Source organism: Parablautia muri (genome assembly GCF_009917485.1).
GTDB lineage: Bacteria > Bacillota > Clostridia > Lachnospirales > Lachnospiraceae > Suilimivivens > Suilimivivens muri.
In genome coordinates this window covers 1-23,649 of record NZ_QZDT01000057.1, presented here as the reverse complement: position 1 = coordinate 23,649, position 23,649 = coordinate 1, and the positions used below count along the sequence as shown (strand labels likewise).

General features: G+C 39.0%; 28 protein-coding genes and 1 pseudogene. 5 read left to right on the top strand and 24 right to left on the bottom strand.

Features of this window, described 5'->3' with window-relative positions; all coding sequences use genetic code 11:
- The 12 genes from D5281_RS26080 to D5281_RS20630 all read right to left on the bottom strand — a co-directional run.
- Nucleotides 1-309: hypothetical protein (locus tag D5281_RS26080; RefSeq protein WP_277935506.1), on the bottom strand; the 309-nt coding region annotated here is incomplete at its 3' end.
- Between the two features lie 350 nt (nucleotides 310-659).
- Complete coding sequence (locus D5281_RS20675) at nucleotides 660-884, bottom strand: recombinase family protein (protein ID WP_277935505.1); 225 nt, start codon at nucleotides 882-884, stop codon at nucleotides 660-662.
- Nucleotides 885-924: 40 nt separating this feature from the next.
- Nucleotides 925-1,074, bottom strand: coding sequence for a hypothetical protein (locus tag D5281_RS20670; protein ID WP_160561923.1), 150 nt, complete (start codon nucleotides 1,072-1,074; stop codon nucleotides 925-927).
- A 46-nt stretch (nucleotides 1,075-1,120) separates the two neighbouring features.
- Nucleotides 1,121-1,636: a type II toxin-antitoxin system PemK/MazF family toxin gene (locus D5281_RS20665; protein WP_160561922.1), complete on the bottom strand. Its 516-nt coding sequence runs from the start codon at nucleotides 1,634-1,636 to the stop codon at nucleotides 1,121-1,123.
- Between the two features lie 734 nt (nucleotides 1,637-2,370).
- Nucleotides 2,371-2,715 carry an RNA polymerase sigma factor gene (locus D5281_RS26075; RefSeq protein WP_330585199.1) on the bottom strand — a complete coding sequence of 115 codons (345 nt, stop codon included), beginning with the start codon at nucleotides 2,713-2,715 and terminating at the stop codon, nucleotides 2,371-2,373.
- A gap of 447 nt (nucleotides 2,716-3,162) precedes the next feature.
- A complete protein-coding gene (locus D5281_RS20655; RefSeq protein ID WP_160561921.1) occupies nucleotides 3,163-3,849 on the bottom strand; it encodes an ABC transporter ATP-binding protein in 687 nt (228 codons plus the stop codon).
- 13 nt (nucleotides 3,850-3,862) lie between these two features.
- Nucleotides 3,863-6,334: an ABC transporter permease gene (locus D5281_RS20650; RefSeq protein ID WP_408637303.1), complete on the bottom strand. Its 2,472-nt coding sequence runs from the start codon at nucleotides 6,332-6,334 to the stop codon at nucleotides 3,863-3,865.
- A 40-nt stretch (nucleotides 6,335-6,374) separates the two neighbouring features.
- Nucleotides 6,375-6,761 (bottom strand): FMN-binding protein, encoded by a 387-nt coding sequence (locus tag D5281_RS20645; RefSeq protein WP_160561920.1) that lies wholly within the window; start codon nucleotides 6,759-6,761, stop codon nucleotides 6,375-6,377.
- Nucleotides 6,762-6,904: 143 nt separating this feature from the next.
- Nucleotides 6,905-7,426: a sensor histidine kinase gene (locus D5281_RS26070; RefSeq protein WP_277935503.1), complete on the bottom strand. Its 522-nt coding sequence runs from the start codon at nucleotides 7,424-7,426 to the stop codon at nucleotides 6,905-6,907.
- Nucleotides 7,410-8,315 (bottom strand): histidine kinase dimerization/phospho-acceptor domain-containing protein, encoded by a 906-nt coding sequence (locus D5281_RS26065; protein WP_277935502.1) that lies wholly within the window; start codon nucleotides 8,313-8,315, stop codon nucleotides 7,410-7,412. The genes D5281_RS26070 and D5281_RS26065 overlap by 17 nt, the downstream gene beginning before the upstream one ends.
- Entirely contained in the window at nucleotides 8,316-9,020 is a 705-nt protein-coding gene (locus D5281_RS20635; protein ID WP_330585198.1) for a response regulator transcription factor, read from the bottom strand.
- A complete protein-coding gene (locus D5281_RS20630; protein ID WP_160561919.1) occupies nucleotides 9,013-9,204 on the bottom strand; it encodes a helix-turn-helix domain-containing protein in 192 nt (63 codons plus the stop codon). Before D5281_RS20630 ends, D5281_RS20635 begins: the two co-directional genes overlap by 8 nt.
- Nucleotides 9,205-9,397: 193 nt before the next feature.
- Between D5281_RS20630 and D5281_RS20625 the strand changes: the two genes are divergently transcribed.
- Together D5281_RS20625 and D5281_RS27260 are read left to right on the top strand one after the other, a co-directional pair.
- Nucleotides 9,398-9,694: a helix-turn-helix transcriptional regulator gene (locus D5281_RS20625; protein WP_330585197.1), complete on the top strand. Its 297-nt coding sequence runs from the start codon at nucleotides 9,398-9,400 to the stop codon at nucleotides 9,692-9,694.
- Complete coding sequence (locus D5281_RS27260; protein WP_408637302.1) at nucleotides 9,655-9,750, top strand: hypothetical protein; 96 nt, start codon at nucleotides 9,655-9,657, stop codon at nucleotides 9,748-9,750. Before D5281_RS20625 ends, D5281_RS27260 begins: the two co-directional genes overlap by 40 nt.
- A gap of 26 nt (nucleotides 9,751-9,776) precedes the next feature.
- On the opposite strand, the pseudogene D5281_RS27020 reads toward D5281_RS27260, so the two are convergent.
- The 7 genes and pseudogenes from D5281_RS27020 to D5281_RS20590 all read right to left on the bottom strand — a co-directional run.
- Nucleotides 9,777-10,134: pseudogene (locus D5281_RS27020) on the bottom strand (CHAP domain-containing protein); the annotation flags it as partial.
- A 229-nt stretch (nucleotides 10,135-10,363) separates the two neighbouring features.
- Complete coding sequence (locus D5281_RS20615; protein ID WP_160561918.1) at nucleotides 10,364-10,990, bottom strand: ABC transporter ATP-binding protein; 627 nt, start codon at nucleotides 10,988-10,990, stop codon at nucleotides 10,364-10,366.
- A gap of 33 nt (nucleotides 10,991-11,023) precedes the next feature.
- Nucleotides 11,024-11,398: a cysteine peptidase family C39 domain-containing protein gene (locus tag D5281_RS20610; protein ID WP_160561917.1), complete on the bottom strand. Its 375-nt coding sequence runs from the start codon at nucleotides 11,396-11,398 to the stop codon at nucleotides 11,024-11,026.
- Nucleotides 11,385-11,648 (bottom strand): hypothetical protein, encoded by a 264-nt coding sequence (locus tag D5281_RS20605; RefSeq protein ID WP_160561916.1) that lies wholly within the window; start codon nucleotides 11,646-11,648, stop codon nucleotides 11,385-11,387. The genes D5281_RS20610 and D5281_RS20605 overlap by 14 nt, the downstream gene beginning before the upstream one ends.
- Nucleotides 11,649-11,767: 119 nt before the next feature.
- A complete protein-coding gene (locus D5281_RS20600) occupies nucleotides 11,768-13,207 on the bottom strand; it encodes an ABC transporter permease (protein ID WP_160561915.1) in 1,440 nt (479 codons plus the stop codon).
- A gap of 1 nt (nucleotide 13,208) precedes the next feature.
- Nucleotides 13,209-14,363 (bottom strand): ABC transporter permease, encoded by a 1,155-nt coding sequence (locus D5281_RS20595; RefSeq protein WP_160561914.1) that lies wholly within the window; start codon nucleotides 14,361-14,363, stop codon nucleotides 13,209-13,211.
- 54 nt (nucleotides 14,364-14,417) lie between these two features.
- Complete coding sequence (locus D5281_RS20590; RefSeq protein ID WP_160561913.1) at nucleotides 14,418-15,035, bottom strand: hypothetical protein; 618 nt, start codon at nucleotides 15,033-15,035, stop codon at nucleotides 14,418-14,420.
- 190 nt (nucleotides 15,036-15,225) lie between these two features.
- Between D5281_RS20590 and D5281_RS20585 the strand changes: the two genes are divergently transcribed.
- The 3 genes from D5281_RS20585 (at nucleotide 15,226) to D5281_RS20575 (ending at nucleotide 17,984) form a co-directional block, all read left to right on the top strand.
- Complete coding sequence (locus D5281_RS20585; RefSeq protein ID WP_160561912.1) at nucleotides 15,226-15,921, top strand: response regulator transcription factor; 696 nt, start codon at nucleotides 15,226-15,228, stop codon at nucleotides 15,919-15,921.
- Nucleotides 15,905-17,206 carry a sensor histidine kinase gene (locus D5281_RS20580; protein ID WP_160561911.1) on the top strand — a complete coding sequence of 434 codons (1,302 nt, stop codon included), beginning with the start codon at nucleotides 15,905-15,907 and terminating at the stop codon, nucleotides 17,204-17,206. Before D5281_RS20585 ends, D5281_RS20580 begins: the two co-directional genes overlap by 17 nt.
- 436 nt (nucleotides 17,207-17,642) lie before the next feature.
- A complete protein-coding gene (locus D5281_RS20575; RefSeq protein WP_160561910.1) occupies nucleotides 17,643-17,984 on the top strand; it encodes a plasmid mobilization protein in 342 nt (113 codons plus the stop codon).
- A gap of 365 nt (nucleotides 17,985-18,349) precedes the next feature.
- On the opposite strand, the gene D5281_RS20570 is transcribed toward D5281_RS20575, so the two are convergent.
- The 5 genes from D5281_RS20570 to D5281_RS20550 all read right to left on the bottom strand — a co-directional run bounded on the left by D5281_RS20570 (nucleotide 18,350) and on the right by D5281_RS20550 (nucleotide 23,553).
- Nucleotides 18,350-18,523, bottom strand: coding sequence for a cysteine-rich KTR domain-containing protein (locus D5281_RS20570; protein ID WP_160561909.1), 174 nt, complete (start codon nucleotides 18,521-18,523; stop codon nucleotides 18,350-18,352).
- A 20-nt stretch (nucleotides 18,524-18,543) separates the two neighbouring features.
- The gene (locus D5281_RS20565) at nucleotides 18,544-19,560 is read right to left on the bottom strand and encodes a sensor histidine kinase (protein WP_160561908.1); all 1,017 of its coding nucleotides are present in this window, start codon (nucleotides 19,558-19,560) and stop codon (nucleotides 18,544-18,546) included.
- Between the two features lie 2 nt (nucleotides 19,561-19,562).
- A complete protein-coding gene (locus tag D5281_RS20560; RefSeq protein WP_160561907.1) occupies nucleotides 19,563-20,228 on the bottom strand; it encodes a response regulator transcription factor in 666 nt (221 codons plus the stop codon).
- Nucleotides 20,229-20,315: 87 nt separating this feature from the next.
- Nucleotides 20,316-22,877, bottom strand: coding sequence for an ABC transporter permease (locus D5281_RS20555; protein ID WP_160561906.1), 2,562 nt, complete (start codon nucleotides 22,875-22,877; stop codon nucleotides 20,316-20,318).
- A complete protein-coding gene (locus D5281_RS20550) occupies nucleotides 22,867-23,553 on the bottom strand; it encodes an ABC transporter ATP-binding protein (RefSeq protein WP_160561905.1) in 687 nt (228 codons plus the stop codon). The genes D5281_RS20555 and D5281_RS20550 overlap by 11 nt, the downstream gene beginning before the upstream one ends.
- Nucleotides 23,554-23,649 lie beyond the last annotated feature (96 nt).

Here is a 23,649-nt window from a genome sequence, read left to right as displayed (position 1 = left end):
TCTCCTTTGCTCTTTCATTTGATAGTATAGGTTGTTCAACTTTTTCTGTCCACACTTATATACTAACACCAGATAGAAGAATATCGGGAACGGATCAAAAACTACCGGATACCGGAAGACCTGGACAAGATCAACCGTGAATTTTTTCTCTATTCCGCGGAAAAAGGATCTGTCTACGAAAAAATCACCTGCAGCGGAAATTATGGGTATATCCGGAGCAGGATGATCAGCAATGTGATGAATTCCACTTGGAAAAGCTCCGCATGGCTCCAGCTTCTGAAGCCGCCAAAGCAAAATATCCTGCTGCATTTCATCCAGACCTCTACTGTGGAAATGTACAGCCAGTGGGTAGCGGATGGGAAAAAAATCCCCCTGGAAGAAATGATAAAAATATCAAACCAGCTTCTATGTGCCGGTGTAAACGGCTTCGTGGAATGCAATGCCCCAATCTGATAAACATTTTGATTTTGCCTTTAGAGGGTTCAAATTTCCAAAACAAGGGGGTTCAACTTCTATAGTAGAGGGTTCACTTACATCCTTACTTCCACACAACCATAAGATCATGCAAAAAAATAAAGAGCCTTCGGTCACATCCAGTGTGCCGAAAGCCCTTTATTTCTGCGGTTTCTCCGATATTCTGTTCATTCCCTTTGTATCAATTAAGCGAGTTTTATTTCGATATACTTGTCCAGCACATTCCAATTTGGATGGAATTTTGACTGATCGTCATACCATTGTATCTGATTTTCCAGTGCTGAAAGCTGTGCCTCATGTTCCGTGGACACCCGTCCATAAAACACCATGTTTCTTTCTCTGTTTTTGTCCTTAAAAGTATTGAATGGCGTCTGCAATGCCATATCAAATGCAAAATGGTTATTACTCATAATCATACACCTCCTGTTGATACTAAAATTCTATCTAAAATCAGGCTGCTTGTGAAATGTGCGAATTACTTCCATTACACTGTGACTTTTGATACTGCAACGTATTCTTATAAGTAGCTTCATTCACTAAACCTTTTTCAAAAAGGATTTCTATCAGCATCTTTACTGCATATTCTTTATTTACACTCATTTCCTACCTCCATATATGGAATCAATGGCAAGTTTTTTACCTGCCGCTAATGATTTCTTCTTATTAAATAGTCATACCCCTGCCTGACATTGCAGAACATACAAGTTTCTTTCAAGTCCTGATTTTTGTCTACCCTTTGGATAAAATGCTCTCTGAATTCAAAAAATGGCTTTGCACATACCGGGCAAAGACACATCAGTATCGGCTTATCCAATTTTCTCATCCCTGTGCTGGAACATAACGCTTTCTCAACCTTTAACATCTGCTGCTTGCCCAATGATCCCACATAATCATCCAAACGCTTTTTATCAATGGTTCTCAACTGCTCCAGCAACACTACGGAATCCTTTTCTAACCCTTCAATCCCTTTTAGCAACACATGGGTAGGCATCTTATGCTTCGGTCTGCTTGTGATTGCGGCGACAATAACGGTTGGACTATGCTTATTCCCTCTGTTATTCTGAATCACCAATACCGGATGGTATCCTCCCTGCTCACTTCCAACAATGGGATTTAAATCCGCATGGTAAATATCTCCACGCTTGATTTCTCTTTCTTCCATAAATAAGATTGTCCTCCATAATTTTTACTTTCTAAATTCAATTCTCTTTTTCTGTTTCAGGACAAATAATATTTTGAAAATTTAAATTTACGCAAATACACCTTACCTGCCGAAAAATAAAATTCTCCTGCATTTCAGGTACGTATAGCCGAACACAAGAACATAGCTTTTTGATTATTCTTCAGAATATTTTTATGCTTGTGTCCGGCTACCATTTTTAGCCTTATAAACCTATTTGTCCTCGACACCCCGGCTTTCATATCTACCGTTTTCACAATAAACAAGGGAAGTCACCAAACGACTGGCTACTGACCAGTTCCACGGGAATCGCCCCTCCGGGGATCGCCCGGAGCCGTCCTCATTGGTTGCTATGCTTTCAATGCTCGACTTGTGACTGGACGGGAGTATCATTGTCCCTGCTGCCTGTTATCGCCCTATCAGTAGCAAACTGATATTTATAACCCGGTATTTTCCGCTCCTTAAATAGGGATAGGACAGCCGCAAACCATTGTCTTTTGTCTGTGCAATTTCGTTGCCTCTATCCCCATCCAGTTCATGGCGTACCTGCTAACGTGGCTTACGCTCATCACGATAACAACAGGAATGTATTTGATGAATGGGTATGAAATTTTCATGGTACAAACCCATTCACCACATAACGGAGAACAGGCAAGGGATTTTTTATCTCCCTCACCTGTTTCCTCACTTATCAGGCAAAACCCGAAAGTCCTTTTTTAATTTTTTTCAAAAAACTTTTTCAGGCTTTGAATTGCCCCGTGTATGCTGTACTCTACTGCTCTGGTTGAGCATTTCTCCCGCTCTGCGATTTCCACATAGGTCAACTCCTGAAAATAATGCAGTATCAGCCTTCTTTTCTGTTTTTCCGGCAGCTCACTGATTGCCTTATGTAGCTTTTCTGTCTGAAACTTGCGGAACACGATTTCCTCCATACTGTCCGGCTTTTTCATTGCTCTCATATTCAAGGTGTTTTCCCATACCTCGGACTGCTCGATATGCCTGTCCACCACATTGAGATATGCCAGATCGCCTAATTCAAATGAATCAAAAGTGTCATACACTACCCTGCTGATTTCCAGCTTATGTAAAACTCCTTGTCCATCTTTAAATGAAATGTAATAATGCCTGTCTTTCTCATATGTGAGCGGCAGCCAATGATAAATAAAGCCTCACGGCGTAATCGGGCAAAAAACGACAAAAGAAAACCGCAAAGGCTGTCACGTTTTTACGGTATATGGATAATTCATTTCTATTATATAGAAATTTGACTTCTACTTGTTGGGTAGAAAGCCCCCTTGTCCTGACAAGGATTTTTTTACGGGTTATCCGTCCCTTTATATCGTATATGAAAATAGAAATTGCTATTTGCAGGCAATAAAAATCCCTCCAAACTCAAAACAGGTCTGAAGGGTAAAGTTATTTTCATTTGGGCGTGAAGATACAGCCCGCCAAAACACCGTTTTTTTTATTTGACGGGCTTATCCAAACTATATTTTTAACCTATTTGCTTATTCAATCATTCCGTCTTTTACCGTAATCACACGATTACTGCTTTTCGCCGCTTCCGGAGAATGTGTTACCATAAGAATTGTCTGTCCGCTATTTTGATTAATTGCTCTTAATAAATCCATAATTTCAGCACCTGTCGCACTGTCTAAATTTCCTGTCGGTTCATCTGCGAACAAGATTTCTGGACTGCCAATTAACGCACGGGCTATGGCAACTCTTTGTTGCTGACCTCCTGACAATTCTCTCGGCGTGTGCTTTCTTCTGTCGGTTAGTCCAACAACTTCCAAAATTTCATTAAGCTGCTTTCTATAATCCCGTGTCTTCTTTCCATCCAATAACAAGGGCAACATGATATTTTCCTCTACATTCAAGTTGGGAATAAGGTTATAAAACTGAAAAACAAACCCTATTTTCTGCCGTCTGATTTTACTCATCTTTTCATCATTGAATTTAGATATGTCTATCCCATTCATGGAAACCGTTCCTCTGGTCGGAGTATCCAGACCACCTAAAATATATAGAAGAGTGCTCTTTCCAGAGCCAGACTGCCCCATAATGGAAACAAATTCGCCCTTTAAGACTTTTATTGAAACATCTTTTAACACCCTTGTCGTTGTATTGCCAAGTTCAAAATCCTTGACTATATTTTTTCCCTCAATAGCAATATTGCCAGTAATTGATTTCATTTCCTGTCCTCCATTATTCAAACTTTATTTCTTCCACTAACTTCATTTTTCTGCTTTTTGTAATAGGAACAACAGAACCTATCAGAGTAATCATAACGCCCATCGTCCCAGCCGATAGGAAAACCCTGAAATCTAATTCTGGCAGCATTGAAATTTTGGGGCCTGCCACCAAAAAAATTGTCTGGATTTCCAAGAAAGACACCGTTATAGCAACAAATGCCCCAATTATTCCAGAAGTAAAACTTTCGATGAATGTAATTTTTATATTTTGCCTGTTGCTCAAACCGACTGATTTGTACATTGCAATCGTACGCTGTTTCTGCATATAGTTAATCAGCAGGTTATTGACAATGCCAACAGCAGCCAGTAACAAAATAAAATATGTCATACTGTGCATTGGTTTCAAAAAAGCTCCTACCGTAGAAAGGGCATCTGCGTTAAATTCCTCCACGGTTCTGCTCCAATTTTGTGTACTGCCAAACAGATCCCGTATCTGAACCATAATAGAATCCGGATCGGCAGCGGTATATGCTAAAAAGTTATAATTTGAAGCACCAAAATCCAAAACAGCATAAGCGGACGGGATAACCGCTTCCACATCAGTTGCCCTTGACTTAAAACTACCGACTATGGCATAAGAATTGCTCCCCACACCATTCACCAATGTCACAATATCACCGTTCCTAAACCCAGCCCGCTTTAAACAATCCTCACTCAAAACAATAGAACGTGTCTTTGAAAACTCAGAAATAGCAAAACTTTCCATGTCTTTTTTTGTATAGTGCAGATTCAACATGGAAGTGTACCACTCCAAATTATCCGTTGCTTCCAAACGGGAAAATACGATATCCTCACATTGCATTTCATGGTTGAAAACATAAACTGGCAATACCTTTTCAATGCCATCCATTTTCTCGATTTGCCGGGCAAAATCACGATTCATTTCCCCATCTGCAAATCCTTGAAGTTCAGCTCCGTTAAATACATCTGTGATGTATGTGTTGACAAAATTTCCAACCACCGTAATAGCAATGACAGCGGAAATACTGATAAACAGCAAAGTTATATTTTGCGTTATATTTTTGTTATCCCTCATGTTTCTTGATGCTAACATCCCCTCATTTCCCCAAATGACTGCATACACACGCTCCAGACATTTAGAGAGAAGATTGGCAATAAGCGGAATAAGCAAGATTGTTGCAACTATTAATCCTAATAAGGAAAAACCTCCTGCAAGATACAACATCCCTCCAGAAGCAGCCTCTGGCAAAATTACGGATACAGCAAACAGCAAAACTCCAATAATAGCAATAAAGCGATTTGGCATATGCCTTTCTCCTATAACACCCAAAATCACACTCTTAATTGGCAATCTGCTTGCACATCGAACAGGAATCCATGCACTGAGCATTGAAACCGTAACCGCAACTCCAAAAGATAGCAAAACCGCTGTTCCAGTAATGACCATTGGAATTTCTATTCCCTGTGACAAAGATTTTCCCATGCCTTGTAAAATCAGTTTCAAGACACCAATGCCGAGCGGAATCCCAATGATACCCCCAATACAGCCATATAAAGCACTTTCGAGCATCAGAATACGGATTACTGCTTTTTGGGTTGCCCCAATACTGCGGAATGTTCCAATTATGGGTAAGCGGTCTAATGTAATGACCTTATAGCTGCTGTAAATAATAAAAACACTCATTGTTAAGGAAAAGAAACTAATGAGAAAAAATGGCATTGATTTTTGCCTTGCATCTGCTGCTATCTGGGTTTCATTTACAATTTTTGATACAACAAGGGAACTGTCGGAAAGCTCTTTCAATAACGTGTCTATCAACTCATCCGCAGAAACACCCATAGCAGGCTCAATCAAAATCTCACTGTACCCATTTTCATATTGTAAGATTTCCTCCAGTGTAGATTTCGGAAGTAAAGCTGTAGCCCCTCTGGTATGCCTTAAAAAAACGGTATCATAACAGGCAATTTCAGCTACTTCAAACGAGGTAGGAATGCCGCCAATCTGAAGCGTAACGGTATCACCTTTTTTAATTCCGTATTTTAAAGTAAAACGGTCTGGCAAAATAATCTGATTTCCCGTAAAATCCTTGATTTCTCCACCGCCCACTAATCGGGGTTTATTTATTTGATTTAAGAGCATTAGATCAGAAGCTATCAAATCAATTGTTTCATAATATCCATTTTCGTGATACAAAGCTCTCCCCTTTAACAAACCAACCTTAGTCTGTACGGAAGATAATTCTGGAATGTCGTTTAAATCCACAACATGATTTGCATCCTTTGGGCTGACGGACACCGTTGCAGTTCCCGCAATTCCACGAGCCATTTTTCGTTGTGCGTTTTCATAGGACGTGCCGATTGAAAATGAAACGAATAATAGTACAGTGGAAAGCAGTATTGATAGCATCATAACGATAGTCCGTGTTTTTCTTTCTTTTACATTCGTGAGAATGTATTTCAAAATAATCTTCAAATTCACACCTGCTTTCTTTCGTAGAAAATCATTATGGATTCTCTGTTAATGCGTTTTCAATTGCCTTCAATACTGTCTTGCTTGTCAATGTTGCACCAGAAATAGCGTCAACTTCTAAAGATTGATTGAAACATACATCATCAGCAATTTGTTTTGCCTGTTCCATATAGGAATCTTTATGTTCTAAAATTTCAATATCGCTTATTTTATGGTCTTTCACATGGACTTTGACAACAGCGAGGAGTATTTTATTCTGGCATATTCCTATATACTCTCCGTCAGTAATCGTATTGAAATCAACATCCTTTATATCCAATACTTGGGGACGTAACATAAATGCCATCAACACAAATCCCACCAATAACGTAATAACAACGGTAATCAATATTGGAATGCCTCTTTTTACTTTTAATCTCATTTTTTCACCTCCATCCGTAAAACACAAAAAAGGCTGATAGCTATTACAATTCAAATAATAAGCTATCAACCTTAATCTCACTTGCTGGCAACCTTAATTAACCTTAAGATACCTCTAAGCCACTTAGCAATAATCAGGAAGCCTTAAGTGACAGGAAAACAAATTCTAAAATCTGTTCCAACACCAATTTCACTTTCCACTATGATATTTCCGCCCTGTGCTTCAATAATGCTTTTCGTTATGGCAAGACCTAATCCCGTTCCTGCTGTTTTCTTTTCTGTATTTGTCCCCCGATAATATCTCTGAAACAAATGAGCTATTTCATCAGAAGACATACCATTTCCATTATCAGAAACCATGACCTCCATGATATTATCCTTTACAAAAATTTTTATAGACATCTCTGTATCCTGATTGCCGTGAATAAATGCATTTACAATCAAATTTTGAAAAGCTCTTGTCAACAATTTGCGTTCAAAAGAAAATGTAATACATTCTTCTTGAGAATCAAACTGAATAACACGACTCTCGTACTCTGGATTGTTTAAAATATCAATCACAAGTTCTCTTAAAAAACTGACAAAATTCTGTTTTTCAAGATGAATGGGAATCATACCATTTTCTAATTGATAGGTAAGTTTTAAATCATCAATCAATGATTCCATATGAAACATTTTTTAACATCACTTGTGAATATCTTTTTATTTTTTCGTCAGATGAACATTCCTGCTCAGACAATACCTCCACATATCCCTTTATGGGAGATAACGGTGTTTTCAAATCATGTGTAATGTTTGCAATCCAGTCCTTACGCATCTTTTCTGTCTGCTTTTTTAAGTTATCACTTTCTCTAATTTCCATGTCTAATTCATTTAAACTCTCAAATACATCATTAAAAACCCCCTGATTTAGTATAGGCACATAGGAACGCCCTGCAATATTTTTGATAGATGCAGACATACGATTTATGGTTTTTGTTATCCAAAAACCATATATAAAACCAGATATAAGCATTATGAAAAATACAGCACTGATACACCATAATATGATTGATTTTCCCGCTGTAAATTTATCACCATTCAAATACATAGTAATTTTTGAAATATTCATCGGAAAATAAATAATATATGTGAAGTCCGTTCCTTTATGTGATAAAGTTCCAATAAATAATGTTGTCTGACTGTCCCCGCTATGTCCTGTTTGGCATATCTCTAAAAGTTCTGCATCAGAGTAAAAATCTTTAGCATTTTGGGGTTTTTGATAACCAGCTACTTCCTGCCCACTGTCGTTTAATATCTGTATCCCTGCTTGATTTGATTGCAACAATTCCAAACCAGACTGCTTAATCCCGGGTATATCATCTATAAAAATAATCTGTTCTCCAAACTCTCTTGTAAATTCCATTGGATAATCGCTTCTTGCAAAAGAATCATCAGGCGCATGAACTGTAATAATGGAAAGAATAAGGAAACCGGCAAATACTATCACAATAAATACTGCCAGAAAAAACATCAAATATATATGTAATATGGAGCGATAACCAGATTTTTTCATTTAATCAATCCTTTTCTTTAATTTATAGCCTAAACCTTTAACCGTAATAAGTAGCTTGGGATTTGAAGGCGTTTCTTCAATTTTCTCACGAAGATGTCGGATATGAACCATAATCGTATTATCACAAATGCCACCGCTTTCTCCCCAGACTTGCTCATACAGACGGTCTTTGCTGATAATCTTATTTGCATTTTCCATAAAATACGCTAGGAGTAAAAATTCTCGTCCGGTCAGACTGATTTCTTTTCCATTCTTATAGATACGGCTGCCATCTTTATCTAATGACAGGGCATCAACAATAACCAAATTTTTATCATCCGTTTGTGCGGTAGTCTGATATTGCTGACGGCGGATCTGTGCCTTAATTCGGAACACAATTTCCCGTGGACTGAAAGGTTTTGTTATATAATCATCCCCACCACTTGACAACCCAAGTATTTTATCAATATCATCATTCCTTGAAGAAAGAAAAAGAATAGAACATATTGAAGATTCACGTATTTTTTTACATACTTCTATACCATCAATATCTGGAAGCATAATATCCAGTACAATTACATCTGGTTGAAACTCTCTGCACATTTCCAACGCATCCATACCTGTATATGCTTTTTGAATATTCTGAAAGCCATCCTGCCGTAGCACATCTTCCATCAAATCTACAATGTCTTTTTCATCATCTACCAATAATATTTTACTATTCACGAATACCACCTCTTTCAGATTTTCTCCGCTTGTCTAAAGGTTTCTCTGTACCTTTCGGAATAAGCCATACCCGATTCACATTTAATACTCCCTCTATTCGATTTTCTTTACAAAGCCGCTGCACTCGCCGTACCGAGATTCCCCAAAGTTCTGCGGCTTCTTGTGCTGTCATATATTCAAACATTTCTAACCTCCTTAATCGTACTGCATCTATTATATCCGTTTGAACGAACAATATCAACTATGCAAATAAGAATTTTTATCTCTTATATAAAGATATTTAATCTCCTATTGCAAAGGATTACACATCGTTTAAGTAGCACTTTTATTTCTGTATAATAAATAGAGCAAATCTATCCGAACAGGTGGTGAAAAAAATGAGCGAAGCCGCAGGAAACCTTGACTTTATGAAATTAGGGCAGGCAATTCAAAACGCCCGTGTGAAACAGAGAATTACAAGAGAGGAATTAGCCGAAGAACTCGGCATTTCCGCAAGACATTTACAGTCAATCGAAAAAGAAGGACAATATCCTAGCTTTTTGTTGTTCATTCAACTTGTAACCATGTTCCACATATCCGTAGGCCAGTACATACATCCAGAAGCTCCTGCAAAAAATCAATTTTACGCCGACAATTGGACGCACTTTTTGACACGTTTGATGATTCAGAACTGACTATCATAGCAGGGACGGCACAAGGGATATGTAAGGCAAAAGAGCCAGCAGAATAAACCTCTGGTTTTCTTTTGCCAGTATTTTAATATGCCGGAACACTATATCCATAAATGGAATCACTGCCCATACTGTAACTTCTTCTCGCAACTTTATCCCCGCTGTTGCCCTCTATGGTATTCACAACGCCATTTGTCACGCTCTCCACAATCCCCACATGGTCTATGGTTCCGTCATTCCCCCAATCAAAGAAAATAATGTCCCCTGCTGTCAAACCCGTACCAGCTCCAGTAGGTGTCCCCGCTGTTTTCTTCCTGCGTCAATGCCACCTGCACGATTGCCTGACTACCGACTCCTGTCGGGATTCTGCCGAACACATAATACCGGAGTACATAGGGGACATACTGCTTATCCCCGTAACTGCTCCAACCCAAAACTTCTGCTGTTACTTACTACCTGCAATATACTCTGATATACATCCTCTTCCTTGTCAGAGAATGATAAAATTATTACTTTTCCCATTATTTCCCCTTAACCTAGCAAAACGAATACTAAATTGTTTAAGATGAAACACCAAATTATATTTTTCTGTACATTTTAAAGAAAGGTAAGTTTAACAAAAACAAACTTAGTATGCGTTCTACTAGCTGGTTCAAACCGTTTTCGTTTAATTTATTCCTCTAATTTACCCTTCTTCAATGTCAAAATATAATCTGCTTGCTCTGCTAATTCTCTACTATGCGTAACTACAATTACACATTTCTCCTGCTCATGCGCCAGGTTCTGAAAAATAGCTATAATCTCATTTGCAGTATCCTCATCCAGATTTCCTGTCGGTTCATCTGCCAGCAAAATAGGAGCCTTGCTTGCTAATGCCCTTGCAATTGCGACTCTCTGCTGCTGCCCTCCTGATAACTGCATAACATTTCTTTTCCTCTGCAATTGATCAATACCCATTTGTTCCAGAAGTTTTTCTGCATCTGCTTTTCCGCCCAATCTTACGTTTTCAACTGGCGTTAAATAGTCAATCAAATTATAATTCTGAAAAACCAAAGACATATTATCTTTTCTATGTGCGTTTAAACCCCTTTGCAATATATCCTCTCCTCCAACGCAGACTGTTCCATCGACTGGTACATCCAGTCCTGCCAGTAAAGATAATAGTGTCGTTTTTCCTGAACCACTGGAACCCAAAATGGCATACATTACTCCCTTCTTAAATTCATAGGAAACATGATTCAGAATCGTCTTATCCTTTTGTGATTTGTAATAATATGAAATATTTTTTAATTCTAACATACAGCCTCCTTTAGTTCGTTCTGCTTTATATTTTTATTTGTTATACACCCATATGCTTTTAATCTGATTTTCAATCTCACTAAATGTCCACTGTCTGTTGCCCCTTGCCACACAGTTTGGATCTCTTATCAGAAATCCCTCGTCATTACACCCATAAATCACGATATAATGACCTGATAACGTGAAATCTCCTTTTCTCAAAGCGCATATGATAATTCCGTTATTCTCCAACGCCGCCCTCATATTATTTGCGGTGGGGCTTATAGATGTGACATTAATGCCATGTAGCTTTGGAACATCCTCCATCAAAGCCCACGATGTTCCGGTTCCTTCCACATAATACCCATTTTTCATGCTATATGCGGCAATCTTGTCTGAAGTAAATTGCTCATCTCTAGTTAACTTCATAATCCACATCACTGGATTCATCTGCTATCTTCGTATCTACATTTGTCTGCGTTTTCCCATATTGCTGTATCTCAAAGTGCTCCAATTTCACTTGTATTTCTTCCAGATAGGCGTAAATATTTCTAAAATGGAATACGATTACAACCACAACTGTCACTTTTATGAATAGTGAAAACCACCTTATGAATTGTTTCCTTTTCCTTATTTCTGTCTGCCTCCTGTTTATCAAACTTCTTCTGCCTGTTACCATTCCAGTTCCCCTCAATTTCATCTAACTTTTCCATTTTTCGTGTCTTTCTCAGTGCTCGTCTGCATCAGCAATTCTTCTACATCGCATCCCTGTTTTTTTTCATTCTCAGCCGTTTTTATTCAGCTCATCCTGCTTAAAATTTCTTTTGGCTTTTGTACCACCACTAACATACATGATGACGAAACCGCAATAAAAATTACTCCCAGTATAGAAGAAGCGGACAATAAAATTATTTTTCCTGTCACTTTGGTTTCAACGCCCACGACCTCCGATTCATACTCAGCCACTCCTGCGCCTCCCGTCATGCCCTTTTCCGCTTCCCTCTGTTCTTCCTGCTGTTTTACCTGATAACCCACCAGATAATCAGCAACACCTTTAGATAATACAGGCGCACATACAGTTGCCAGCGTAAAAGAAATACATCCTATCAGAATTCCTTCCAACATCATCTGTGCAATAATGGCAACCTTACTTTTTCCAATAGCCAAAAATACACCAATTTCGTGTATTCTGCTTTTCAGCCAAAATAGAAACACAAGGGAAATAATAACTGCACCAGAAACAGAAACCAAAATAAGTATCATGGAACTCATTTCATCCAAATCCCCAAAATTTTCTGCCATTGTATCGCTCATTCCAGTATTATCGAGGAAATCATATCGTTTCCAGTTAATATCAGCTTTTTTGATCTGTTCCTTTACCGTATCATACTCATCCACATTTTCTACCCAGAATGTCGCATATTGATATAATGGATCTCCCTCGCATCCCTGCGGCTTCTCCGGAAAACGCAGGTCTGTCATGATGATATTCTCACTCCGGTAGCTGTCCCCGTACATGATAGGCGTAATTTTATGGATTGTATCATAAACCCCAACTATCTCCGCACTATAAACTTTAGATGTTTCACGCTTTTTCCGGTCATTAAATTCCAGTTTATCCCCAATCATCAATCCATTTAATTCTGCCAGTTCCCTTGATATGACGCATACATCTTTGTCCTCTGATGTAATCATACGTCCCTCATTTACTTCTATATTCCCATTCTGCACATCGAAATCCAGCCGCATTTCCATATTCCCCCGCAATGACACACCCAACAGATCTGAATGCTGATCTACATCCGGATCTTCAATTCGTACAAAATTTACAGGATTAACCACTATGTTCGCCGTAGTAACATTATATTCAGCAATCCCCTCCTGCCCTGCAAGCGTTTCAATGTCTTCCATTTGCAGGGTTTCAAAAGAATTATCATGCGATATCATCCAATCTCCAGATTCTAACTGTTCTATATGCGATCCATCCACGCTCCCATTCTGCCCGCCTAATTTTTTGATTGCCTCAGCTGTCCTGTCATGTCTGTCCGCTTCATTTTCTTCCATCCTGAAAGATGCCCCAAGCGCCTGTTTGCCTTCTGTCTGCGTCTGTACGTTTGCTGATTTACACGCCCATCCGGCATAGATAAAACAAGATGTTACAAAAACAACACTTAAAAGCAGAATTGACTTTGTCCGTTTCCGCACCAGACAGTGTATGCTTAATTCTAAGATGTTCATGTTATCCCTCCATTTCCGACAAAGTTTCTTTAACAGGCTTTTCCATATATGGAAAAATCGCAATTCCAGTCAATATTACAACACCAATCAATCCGATACATAAAACTCCTAACTGCCAACCAAATGATAGTTCTAGTGTTATACTGTTGCCTTGCATGATAGCAAGACAATTACTGATTCGTGGTAATAAGAGCTTTGTTGCAATTCCCGCTCCTGCGAATGCAATAAAATACAATATCATCTCTTCCAAAACCATTTGAGATAATATATTTTCTTTTGATATGCCCAGACTAATCAGAACAGCAATCTCCGTTTTCCTGCTGCGCATCCACATGGCAAGCAAAAGACCTATTATCATACTTCCGGCAGTTACCGTCATAACGAAAATCAAAAACGTAATTCTGTCTGTCTGACCAATCATCATTTTTAATTTTTGAAATGTATTGTCTGTTATCCCAATCGCTGCGCAATCCTGATACATATTTTCCAACACTTTCTTTGTATCCGTAAGCTGCTCCGGATTATTTACATACACTGCCACATTAAAAAAATCGGTTCTTCCGGACAGCTTGTTCACAAAATCTGCCGTTCCATAAATCTGGTTTTCAATGCGGTTCACTGTTGCCACATTTTCGGTCTGACTTCGTTCCATTCCCGACAAAAACAATCCGGCAACAACCGCTTCCTGCTCCGTTCCATCAAACATTTCAAATACAATTTTATCGCCTGCCTGAATCCCATTATCCTCTGCCAGGAACTGATTCACTACGATATCTTTACTTCCTTGTGGATAATTCCCCTCTGTAATCCGATAAACTTTATCCGCAAATGGGCTATCTTTCTCCAACTTATCATACCCATGAATAGTAAATACATTTTCAGAGCCTTCATTACCCGCAACCGGAATACAGGTTGTAGAAACAACCTGTATTTCCGATATTCGGTTAAGCCAGTTTACATTGGGTTCATTCCCTATTGTCTGCATATCTGTTTCTTCAAAAGGGTGATTCACATCCATGCTCTCCAATGTTATTTTACTCTCTGCATTTTTTCGGAGTTCTTCTGCCAGCTCTAAAGATACTTTCCGTATTCCCAATGTGCCTAAAACCATGCTGTTAATCACCAGAAACAAAAACAGCAATAATAAAGACTTCATCTTTTTTCTCCGAATATAACAGAGCGTTCTTGCCAAACAACTCATTCTGACCTCCTACTGCCACCTTGTAATTACAACTTTGTCAGCAATCCAGTGTTTTTCATCCTGACAAGTTCCAAATATATTCACATCCGTATCTTTTTTGATACTGCTTTTGTCGGTATCCTCCCTCGAAGTTTCCGCCTGTGAACCCATGCTGAAATTTATCATTTGAAAAACAACATCCTCTGCATAGGTTATGTTTATATTCGTTTCATCCGATTCATAACCGGGAGCTACAATACCTCCTTCCATTGAGCCATCCTCATTTATAATCAATGTCCGAGGAGTTATGGTGAAACCTGTATCTGTAAAATCAACAACACGCCCACTCAGATTTGCCCCGTCATAAAATGTGCCTTTCCCATTGCTATCTGCTTTTGCTTCACTGCCACCTCCCACCTCATCGTCACTTTCCTCACTGCTATTATCCGTTTCCTTAATATTGCCCTCTGTCCCATTGCCGCTTTTTCCGCTTGTATCAATGTCCATGTTATTGTCACTCTCATTTGCTATGGGTACGTCCGGCAGATCTGACCGCTCATTCTTATTTCCAGAACATCCTACCATGCTCATACACAAAACTGTGAACAAGCAAAAAACTACTACTGTTTTCAATAATTTTTTTCTCATCCTTTATACCTCTTTTCTTTTATTTGGCTTTTTCGCCTGTTTAAGAATAGCATGTGGCTATCCTAAAAATCTTCTATTTCGCCACCTAATATTAAGGATTTTTTAGAATATTTTTAGGATTTTTTTTGCTATATTTATTACATAAGTCAAACAAATTGAAAATCAGTGGAACGAAAGGAATGAGTTGATTATGAAAATTTTATTATTAGAAGATGATAAATACCTTTGCGATAATATGAAACAGCAGCTTACAAAAGAAGGATATATTGTTGATGCCTGCAATGACGGAGAAGAAGGTTTCTTACTTGCCTTAGACAGAAACAACGGTTATGATTTGGCTATTATTGACCGAATGCTCCCCGTTATAGACGGATTGGCTATTATAAAAGCAATGCGGAATAAAAAAATGCAGCTTCCCATTATTATAATAACTGGAATGTCTGAATTGCAGGATAAAATTGAAGGACTAGACAATGGTGCCGATGATTATCTTACAAAACCTTTCCATATCAGCGAGTTATCTGCACGAATCAGAGCCTTAATCCGCAGACCAGCGATTCTGGCAGAACAAAATTGTCTTTCTTACCATGATCTTTCCCTTGACGTTCTGAAGCGGCAGCTTGTATGTAAAAGCAGCCATTTGGTACTAACACCAACAGAGTTTCATTTAATGAGTGTTTTCCTTGAAAAGCCAGAAATTGTACTCACCAGAGAACAGCTTATACAAAAGGTTTGGGAAACAGATGCATCAGTAGAATCAAAAAATCTGGACAACTATATTTATTTTTTACGCAAACGAATCCGTACCGTTGAGAGTGAATGCGTCCTTTCCTCTGTCTATGGTTCTGGATTTATTTTGGAGGTAAAACATGATACAAAAGCTTAAGCGGAATCTTTATTTTTTATTTATTATTTCACTCATACTTATCTTTTCTATTGTATTTTTACTAATGATTTATGCAAACATAAAAGCAAAGAAAGAATCAGAGTTAGCTTATTTTAATAGAATGACAACTACACTTGTTCTTCAATTAGAACATGAATCTGACTATCATGCACATATCAGCCTTTATGAAGAAAAATTGGATATGTATTTTCAACTTTTATCTGATACAGGACACTTTCTTTACCAAAGTGAATATTTAGAAAACAATACTGATATTATTGATACTTTTCTGACCTCATTATTTGAAAGAGAGAATGATTTTACCTTTGCCCCCTCCCGTCTGGAAGACAATTATTATAGCAGGCAAAGCGGCGCATATACCATCAAAGCGGCAAATGGAAATAACTACTATTGCGTAAGTTGTCTGATTATTACGGATTATGGCAGCATATATACCCTTGAAGCACTAAAAAAATGTTCCAGCTTTGTCGCATTATTAAAACCAGAATTTGGATACTATTTTTGCATATGGTGTGGTGTCCTTGTTTCCATTGTCTTTCTTTCCAGAATACTAATTGGAAAGGCTATAAAACCCACCGAGAAAGCCATGCAAAGCCAAAAAGATTTTATTGCTGCTGTTTCGCATGAGTGCAAAGCTCCATTGGCAGCAATCCTTTCCTCCGCTGAAATGATTGAATCTGTAACCGATATTCCAGATACCGTTAAAAATCATGTACAGATGATTGATTCAGAAGTATCACGAATGTCCCGGCTTATTCAAGATTTGCTCCTGCTCTCATCCCTTGATGCTGGAAACTGGTCTTTCCACATGGAGGAAATCAATATAGATACATTATTGATAAATCTTTATACCAAATTTGAACGTATTTGCAGAAAAAAGGATATAACTTTATATCTTAACATACCAGATGAATGCTTCCCACCACTTTATTCCGATGCAGACCGCTTAAGTCAGATTATCAGTATTTTTATTGATAACGCTGTTTCATACTCACCACCTGAATCCGAAATTTCATTAAATGCATCCATAGATAAAAATGAATTGGTGATTGCAGTTATTGATCATGGAATCGGCATTAGCGACAAGGATAAGGCTTTTATATTCAATCGTTTCTTCCAATGTGACAAGTCCCGTACCCAAAGAGAGCATTTCGGACTTGGACTCAGTATTGCGAATGAATTAGTTCATAGACTAAATGGGGCAATCCAACTATCTGACTCTACTGGTGGAGGATGTACCTTCAAAATATATCTTCCTTTATAATGCAATGCCATGAAAGTTGATATGCTGTGTTCCAAACAGATTGCCTAAGCAATCGGAACACCGACACACCCTCCGGGAGTGTTGTGGGTAGAATAGTTATCCCGACTTTTTTACTGAAAACCTTTGAGTTTATCAGCTTTATCATCAAAGGTCGTGATAATAAAAAAGTCGTGATAACTATTTTTGTCAATAATTCTTGATAAGAATAGCAAGCACTGCCTGTGTTCCCGCACAGGCTCCGATTTCCCCAAATTCCCCAGAGTGGGAATCTGGAAAAATCTGCTTGCAGAGGGCATATCCCCCTGCCCCCTTCCACTCAGAAAATCACAAAACCCTCTGTCGGAGTTTTGGATTTTTTCACATGAATGCCTCATGTATGAGGGCATTCATTTTTGTAAAATCCCTTTAAAAACCGGATAAGGAGAATGCATCAAAAATGGCTAAGCGTGAGCGCAAAAACGAGTTAAAAATATTCCTAAGCAATGACGAACAATACATACTAGAACAGAAAGTAAAAATCTCCGGCATGAAAAGCAAATCCGCCTTTCTGCGTTGCCTGATTCTTTACGGATTTGTCTATGACCTTGACTATTCAGATTTACGGGATTACAACGCCACACTCGGAAAAATCAGCGGCAATTTAAACCAGATAGCAAAGCGAATGAACGCAACAGGCAATGTGTATAAAGTCGATGTGGAAGAAGTAAAAAAGGTGATGAAACAAGTGTGGGATACACAATTAGCCATGCTGAAAAAACAGCCATCCACGAAACAATAACTTGTTTCTAAACCCTTGCTGAAAACACAACAATACTAGTCAAACTTCTTTCCAATCTCGCAACGTAAAACCACTGAAAACCCATAATCAGACAAATTTCGCATCAATATAAAAGGTGTATCGTATTGAAGTTTTATACTTCATTCCGATACACCTTAATTTGTGCAATATGTTATTAGCCTTGATAATTATTCTTAGTTGATACTTCTTTATTTTCCATTTCATTTTTATTGTATGAATCTCCAATCTGAACGTATTTTAATATACTCATCTAGACAAAATACAATGCAACCAATAAATGTAGTATTGCTTTCAAAACAAAAGCCGACAAACCGTGATCGCTCACAAGTTCATCGGCTCTGCGTCTATGCGTCCGACTCTTTGATGAAAGTTATCTGTAAATTCCTTGCATTGATTAAAGTTTCCTGTTTACACTTCGGACAGTAGATAGGGTAGTTTATCAAAATAGTATCCTCTCTAAGCCTGTCACGAGTTTTATTGCCACATTTTGGGCAGCATATCCAATGTATTTGCTTCATTCTGTTCCTTTCATTCCTTTTTAGTTTTTCTTTAAAAACATCGAAAAGGTGCTTCCATTTTCATCAGATGACACTTTCATATATCCATTCTGTTTATTGATAATCTCACGGGTAAGGTATAAGCCAATTCCCACCCCGTCAGTACCCACAGATTGTTTTCCTCTGTAAAACCGCCCGAAAATCTTAGCCTGTTCTTCTTCTGGGATGCCAACACCGCTGTCGCTTATATCAAGCCGCAGAAAGGACGGGTACTCTGTTATCTTTAAGCGTACAAAACCTCCTTGCGGCGTATATTTCACGGCATTATCAATGACATTTGATATGGCTTCTGCCGTCCAGTTAAAATCTAAAACCGCTTCAAAGGCTTGGTCACATTCAAAGGTTATCAAAATTCCTTTTTCCTTTGCTTTTGCATATACCGTTTTTACAGCTTGGAGTACAATCTCGTTCAAGCTGTTCTTTTCGGGCTTTAAGCTGATAATTCCGCTTTCCAGACGGGACATTTTAATCAAGCTGTTTGTCAAAAAGGTCAGTTTTCCAAGTGACATCTGCAAAGTGGTAATATATTCTGTTCTTTCTTCCGCAGACAGTTCCCCATCGCTAAGTAGCTCGGCAAATGTATTTGCTGCCGCAATAGGCGTTTTTATCTGATGTGAAATATCAGAAATCAGCGTTTTTATCTGTTCTTTTTCCTGCGCTAACATTTGATTTTGGGCTGTCAAAATGTTGCGGAGTTTTAAAAGCTGATGCTGCAAACGTGCTGTCAGCGTATCTTCTGCTTCTGAAAAGATTTGCCGTTCCTGCTGTTCAACTAAAGCTTCTATGAGCAGGGTAATCTGTTCTAATAAATCATCGTTGTAACGATTGTGGAGAAAATCAAGCAGGAGCAGTAAGGCAAATAAGGTAAGCACGCCAGAAAATCTCCAAAGCATTGTAACAGGACTGCTCCTTGCAAAAAACACCATAAGAACAGATAAAACCGATATGACAGCTCCTGTAATCAGAACCAGTTTTCTATAAGAATCAAAATACTTCATCGTCATTCTCCAAAGGTATATCCCATGCCAAAAACAGTTACAATATATTCCTGCTTCTCATCGTTCAGCTTTTGGCGTAATCTTTTTATGTTGACACGGATTGTATTGTCATCCACAAAATTTCCATCTATATCCCAGAGGCGTTCTAGAAGCATTGTTTTCGTAACTACTTTTCCTTTGTTTTGTATCAGATACAAAAGCAGCTTATATTCGGTAGCAGTCAGATGTATTTCCTCTCCGCTTAACAGAACAAGGCATTTATCCGTATCTATCTCCAGGCTCTTATATTTCATACGGGGGCTGTCGCCGCCTGTGCGTTTCAAGATAGCATGTACCTTTTTTCGCAAAACTTCAAGGGAAAACGGTTTGGAAATATAGTCATCACATCCTGCCCCAAATCCCTCCAACATATTTTCTTCGGTATCATTGGCTGTCAAAAACAGAATTGGTATATCGGATGTTTCACGAATTTTTCTGCACAATTCCAAACCGCTGCCATCAGGCAGATTAATGTCAAGCAGAAACAGGTCAGTTTTCCGTTTTTGATATTGCGTTAAAGCGTCCACAAAACCATAAGCAGCAGTTATGGTATGACTGTCTTTTTTCAAGGCAATCGAAATTCCTTTCGATAAAATCTTGTCATCTTCGAGTAGAAAGATATTTGCCATAGCCTGAAACACACCACCTTTCCTCAATAGATTTTTAATGGCAGGTACAGACGCAGCAGGTTTGCGTCTGCACCTGTCGATGCTTATTTAGTTATCAAAACTGCGCATCCGTTCTATGACCGTTTCATTGGAAATCAACTTATAAACAATTCCAGGAACGCTAAGGCATATCACGAAGATTGCCGCAATCAAGCGGATTACCAGTCCAACGGGATACTCAAATACGGCATAGTTTGCCAGATTCGGTACTGCGTCTGCCACAAGCATAAGGAACGCATTTCCAAAAATCAAGATCAGCAGCGTGGAGATGAGGGCATAAATGCCACCCTCTATGGTCAATATTTTCTTAAGCTGTTTTTTCGTTGTGCCGATGCTTTCCATTATGGCAAATTCATTTTTTCTTGCAGCCACGCCCGTCACCATTACATTCACAAAGTTAATCAACCCAATTACGATGAGCAGGGCAGCCACGCCGTTTCCTAACAATTTTTGAGCGTATAACATCTGGTTAAATTGTTCTACTGTATCAACTGTACTTTTGAACTCCCACTCTGCTGTAGTTAAGGTTCGGTTGATTGCCTGTAATTCACTGTCTATCCGCTCTAAGTCGTTTATTTCCTCAATATCCACACCGATACCAGAAATAAGAGCCTCCCCGGTCAGGCGTTCCATACCCGCTTCACTGACATAAATGATGTCTGGTACGATTTCTACCATTTTGTGATGACCTATAGTAGTGGAAAGCCTATTGGTATCATCCATAAAATCAAATGCTCCGCCGACAAGAAAATCAGTTGCCTTTCCGTTTGCACTTTTGGCAGTCAGTGTCAGCGTTTTTCCCACCAGGGCGGCATTGGGGGCATTATAGTCGCTGTCCCAACCTGTAATCACGATTTCGCCACGCCAAAAGGCATCAGGGTCAATGGTTGTTTCAGGATGGTTTTCATTATATTCTTCCAAAATCCTTTCATCCATAAGGGTCGTGATGTAGCAACCGTATTCGTCTGCATTCGCATACGCCCTTAATCCTGCAAGCATTTGTTCATAAGACTGCCTGTTGGCTTTATAGCTGCTGTCCTCATACTTGATTTTCATAAAATCTCCAAAATCTGATCCGTCAAAATCAATGCCCGCCCAGACTGTTTTTTGAATCTCCACATTTTTAATACCCTCGATTTGCTCAATCTGTTCTATAAAATGCTCATCAAACTGCGGTACTTCTTTTTGGAGCTGTTCATACTGTCTGACTTGAATATCAGCGTATTCAAAGTTGTAATCCATATACTGCTTCACATAGTTTTCAGCTTTATAGCTTCCAGCTATGCCATTCACTCCTAAAATCATTGTAATTCCCATAAACAAGGACATGAACACAAGGATTGCCCGTTTCCTGTCACGGAAAACATTATGAAACGCCATGATATATAGCCTGCCGCCATTTTGGGAATTTCTGTTTTTTGTCTTTTGTGGTGCAAAGTTCTGAAACTTCAAGGCTTCTATGGGCGAGGTCTTTGCCGCTGCTTTCGCAGGTGCGTTGCAGGCAATCCAAACTGTGAATGCTGAAAAGAGGATAGACAAAATATAGATTGACGGATGGAAAAATACCACGGCTTCCATCGCCGACTTACCTTGATTAAACCCCTTTTCCAGAAAAAGCGGAACGAATCCAAAGGAAACTGTTGTTGCCAGTAAAATACCAATCGGTATGCCGATACAGGCAAATTCTACTGCCTGTCTTTTAACCAACGATTTAATTTGTGTCTGCGTTGTGCCAAGAGTTTTCATCAAGCCGTAAAAACGGGTATCTTTGGAAATCGATACATATAGGACATTGTAAATCAACAGATAACCGCTGCCAATGATAAACATTACCAAAAAGATGACCATTGCGATGACTGAGCCGCTTGAGGATTTCATCAAAACCGCAGCATCCCAAAATTGGTTTTCGTTCAGCTTCACATCTCTTTGAAGACGGAGAAAATCATCGGGTATTTTCTTTAACGACAAGGAGAGCACGCCGTCCTCCTCCATTGTGCAGCCTGCATTTTTACAATAGCTCTCCGATACAAAGCCCATTCCCGTACCGGTATAAGAATGGAACCAGCCGCTTAAAGTAAAAATTCTTTCCTGCTGACCATTCCTGTCAGAATAGGACAGAGGGATTTCCATATGCAGCTCTGGGGCTTTGATGCCGAGCTGAGAGAGGGCGTCCTCAGACAGCATAATCTCATTTTCATTTGCAGGGTATTTACCAACGAAACCGCTGATTGCTTTCTGATAATGTTTTTCCCATTCGGTGGTATCATAATATTGAAGCACTATGGAAAATTCACGTCCCTCGGCGTTCTTCCTGGAAACCGAGCCTGCCATATACCGCACACCAACAGTTTTCACATAATCCAATGATGTAATTTGCTGCTCTTGTTCTTTTGTCGGCATAGCAAGAGAAACATCAGCGGCTGTACCCAGAGTACGCATCTGCATTAGATTCATATTTTCTATATAGTTAATAGCTAAGCTGAAAACCGTGGTAATCATAAAGGTGGTAAGGATGATTGCGGACATTGCAAACAGATTGCGGGTACTGTTTACTTTCATCATTCCTTTTTCCACCCGTTTCATTGCATTTTTGTTTCGGTTATCGTGCATATCTGATACCTCCCGAAATAACTTTGCCATCCTCTATACGAATTGTACGGTCTGCCATCTGGGCGATTTCCTCATTGTGCGTAATCATAATTGTAGTTTGGCGGAATTGTCTGCTAATGGACTGCATCAGCAGAATGACATCCATACTTGTCTTGGAATCCAGATTGCCCGTTGGCTCATCGGCAAGGATTATGGCAGGCTTGGTAGCTAATGCACGGGCAATCGCTACTCTTTGCTGCTGACCGCCAGAAAGATTATTCGGCATATTCTCAAGTTTCTTTTCAAGCCTCAGTGTATGAATAATCTGCCTTACAAATTCTGTATCTGTTTTGCCGCCATCTATCTCAATGGGATAGATGATATTTTCATATACATTAAGAACGGGAAGTAAATTGTAGTTCTGAAAGACAAAGCCAATATTCCTGCGGCGAAAAATTGTCAGTTCCTCGTCTTTCATTTTCAAAAGTTCTTTTCCCCGGATAGTAATGCTTCCAGATGTGGGGCGGTCTAATCCGCCAATCATATTTAGCAGAGTAGATTTACCGCTGCCCGATGTACCGATAACGGCAACAAATTCTCCCTCATCGACAGTAACAGACACTCCGTCAAGGGCGTGGACTTCACTCTCACCGCTGCCATATATTTTTCGTAAATCTTTTGTTTCAAGTATTGCCATAGATATGCCCTCCAATGTTTTTGTAACTCAAACTTCGCACATAGATTTTAGCTATGCACCTTGAAAACTCAATATCTGGCAATGATTCAATTATCA

Bases quoted from the DNA above. Each gene is read 5' to 3' on its own strand.
- D5281_RS20575 (WP_160561910.1), top strand. From the start codon at position 17,643: ATGGCTAAGCGTGAGCGCAAAAACGAGTTAAAAATATTCCTAAGCAAT.
- D5281_RS20605 (WP_160561916.1), bottom strand. From the start codon at position 11,648: ATGGTAACAGGCAGAAGAAGTTTGATAAACAGGAGGCAGACAGAAATA.
- D5281_RS20555 (WP_160561906.1), bottom strand. From the start codon at position 22,877: ATGCACGATAACCGAAACAAAAATGCAATGAAACGGGTGGAAAAAGGA.
- D5281_RS20655 (WP_160561921.1), bottom strand. From the start codon at position 3,849: ATGAAATCAATTACTGGCAATATTGCTATTGAGGGAAAAAATATAGTC.
- D5281_RS26065 (WP_277935502.1), bottom strand. From the start codon at position 8,315: ATGAAAAAATCTGGTTATCGCTCCATATTACATATATATTTGATGTTT.
- D5281_RS20560 (WP_160561907.1), bottom strand. From the start codon at position 20,228: ATGGCAAATATCTTTCTACTCGAAGATGACAAGATTTTATCGAAAGGA.
- D5281_RS26070 (WP_277935503.1), bottom strand. From the start codon at position 7,426: ATGGAATCATTGATTGATGATTTAAAACTTACCTATCAATTAGAAAAT.
- D5281_RS20670 (WP_160561923.1), bottom strand. From the start codon at position 1,074: ATGAGTGTAAATAAAGAATATGCAGTAAAGATGCTGATAGAAATCCTT.
- D5281_RS20615 (WP_160561918.1), bottom strand. From the start codon at position 10,990: ATGTTAGAATTAAAAAATATTTCATATTATTACAAATCACAAAAGGAT.
- D5281_RS20645 (WP_160561920.1), bottom strand. From the start codon at position 6,761: ATGAGATTAAAAGTAAAAAGAGGCATTCCAATATTGATTACCGTTGTT.
- D5281_RS20675 (WP_277935505.1), bottom strand. From the start codon at position 884: ATGAGTAATAACCATTTTGCATTTGATATGGCATTGCAGACGCCATTC.
- D5281_RS20600 (WP_160561915.1), bottom strand. From the start codon at position 13,207: ATGAACATCTTAGAATTAAGCATACACTGTCTGGTGCGGAAACGGACA.
- D5281_RS20570 (WP_160561909.1), bottom strand. From the start codon at position 18,523: ATGAAGCAAATACATTGGATATGCTGCCCAAAATGTGGCAATAAAACT.
- D5281_RS20590 (WP_160561913.1), bottom strand. From the start codon at position 15,035: ATGAGAAAAAAATTATTGAAAACAGTAGTAGTTTTTTGCTTGTTCACA.
- D5281_RS20595 (WP_160561914.1), bottom strand. From the start codon at position 14,363: ATGAAGTCTTTATTATTGCTGTTTTTGTTTCTGGTGATTAACAGCATG.
- D5281_RS20565 (WP_160561908.1), bottom strand. From the start codon at position 19,560: ATGAAGTATTTTGATTCTTATAGAAAACTGGTTCTGATTACAGGAGCT.
- D5281_RS20585 (WP_160561912.1), top strand. From the start codon at position 15,226: ATGAAAATTTTATTATTAGAAGATGATAAATACCTTTGCGATAATATG.
- D5281_RS20580 (WP_160561911.1), top strand. From the start codon at position 15,905: ATGATACAAAAGCTTAAGCGGAATCTTTATTTTTTATTTATTATTTCA.
- D5281_RS20625 (WP_330585197.1), top strand. From the start codon at position 9,398: ATGAGCGAAGCCGCAGGAAACCTTGACTTTATGAAATTAGGGCAGGCA.
- D5281_RS20665 (WP_160561922.1), bottom strand. From the start codon at position 1,636: ATGGAAGAAAGAGAAATCAAGCGTGGAGATATTTACCATGCGGATTTA.
- D5281_RS20550 (WP_160561905.1), bottom strand. From the start codon at position 23,553: ATGGCAATACTTGAAACAAAAGATTTACGAAAAATATATGGCAGCGGT.
- D5281_RS20630 (WP_160561919.1), bottom strand. From the start codon at position 9,204: ATGTTTGAATATATGACAGCACAAGAAGCCGCAGAACTTTGGGGAATC.
- D5281_RS20610 (WP_160561917.1), bottom strand. From the start codon at position 11,398: ATGAAGTTAACTAGAGATGAGCAATTTACTTCAGACAAGATTGCCGCA.